Here is a 1,655-nt window from a genome sequence, read left to right on the forward strand (position 1 = left end):
CAGATGGCCGAAATGCGGGCCGAGCAGCAACGATCTGCCGAGCGCTTTGAGGCCCAGATGGCCGAAATGCGGGCCGAGCGGCAGGCTATGGAAGCCCAACTCCAGACCGAAATCCAGGAGATCAGGGCGTTGATCCAACAGAACCAGGAGCGGATTCGACAGAACGAAGAGCGGGGAGACGAGCTGGAGGTGGCCATACAGGAGTGCCGCCGAGATATGCAGGCTGGGTTTGCCGAACTGAGGGAAGCGCAAGCCATGATGATGGAGCAATTTCGGGAGCGCGATGGCCGCCTGATCGAGGCTCAACTCAGCTTTATTCGGGAGATGCGGGAAATGCAACGGGAAGTGGCGGAGCTGCGACTGGATTTTCTCAATCACATGCGCCAATACCACCCACCTGTCGAACGTTAAATGGCTACGGCAGCACCTGGGCGGTCACCTCAGCTTGCGGTCGTAGGGGTAGCGGGGGATGGCTCTGTGGCTTCCTGGGGGATCCCCCCCCTTTCCCAAGCCAGGGTTTTGGCAGGAGCCCCTCATCTGCTCCGGCACTTTACCGATCATCCGGCCCGCAAGATCCCGCTCACCGGGCCGGTGGAAAGTTGGATCCCGCTTTTGCAGCAGGAGATGGCTCAGGGATCCCTAGTTTTGTTGGCCAGCGGGGATCCGCTTTTTTTCGGGATCGGGCGGCTGTTGACGGAGTATTTCCCAGCGGAGCGGTTGGCCTTCTATCCGCAGGTGAGCTCGGTGCAGCTGGCCCTGAACCGCCTGCAGATCCCCTGGCAGGAGGCGACCATCCTCAGCCTGCACGGGCGGGGAGTGGAGCGGTTGGAAGCCGTTCTCAAGCAGGGATCCCCTGTGATCGTGGTGCTCACCGATCCGGAGCATACACCGACCGTCTTGGCCCAGTTCATTGCCGACCTGCGGCTGCCGGTGCGTTACCAAGCCTGGGTCTGTAGTCAACTGGGATCCCCTCAAGAACAGGTCGTGCCCCTCCAAGAAGGGGAAGACGCCGTTTTCCCCAGCCCCAACGTTGTGGTGCTGCGACGAGTAGAGCCGGAGCCAGATCCCCATCGCTGGCCTTTGGTCGGGATCCCGGACGACCAGTTCTACACCTTTCCCGACCAGCCCGGCTTGATCACCAAGCAGCCCATCCGCCTGCTCACCTTGGGATCCCTGCAGCTCCCCCAGGAGGGCGTGGTGTGGGACATCGGTGCCGGCACCGGCTCGGTGGCCATCGAAATAGCCCGCCTCTCTTCTCGGCTCCAGGTCTATGCTGTCGAGCGCAACGCCATGGGCATCTGTCTGATTCGGCGCAACCGGCAACGCTTTGGCCCAGAGAACCTGCAGGTGATCCCGGGGGCAGCCCCCCAAGTGTTGGCCGACCTGCCAGATCCGGATCGGGTGGTGCTGGGCGGTGGCGGCAAAGGGATCCGCGACCTGCTGCCGGTGGTGGAAGCCCGCCTGCGGCCTGGAGGGATCTTAGTGGCCAACTTCGCTACCCTAGAAACCTGCAGTGAAGCCCTGCAATGGCTGCGTTCTCGGGGCTGGCAAGTTCGAGTAGATCACGTTCAGATCTCCCGCTCTGCCGTCCTGGCCGAGGGCACCCGCTTTGCCCCCCTGAACCCGGTTTACCTGCTGCAAGGGATCCCTTCAAA

Annotated in this window: 1 protein-coding gene and 1 pseudogene; both read left to right on the forward strand. The window is 62.5% G+C overall.

What is annotated here, in order from left to right:
- Nucleotides 1–411, forward strand: a pseudogene (locus tag NW820_RS00175) (hypothetical protein); the annotation flags it as partial.
- On the forward strand, nt 412–1,655 hold a 1,244-nt coding region (gene cbiE / locus NW820_RS00180), incomplete at its 3' end, for a precorrin-6y C5,15-methyltransferase (decarboxylating) subunit CbiE (RefSeq protein WP_414406342.1). It lies immediately after the preceding pseudogene.

The sequence above is a fragment of the Synechococcus sp. R55.7 genome (assembly GCF_047461955.1).
Taxonomy (GTDB): Bacteria; Cyanobacteriota; Cyanobacteriia; order Thermostichales; family Thermostichaceae; genus Thermostichus.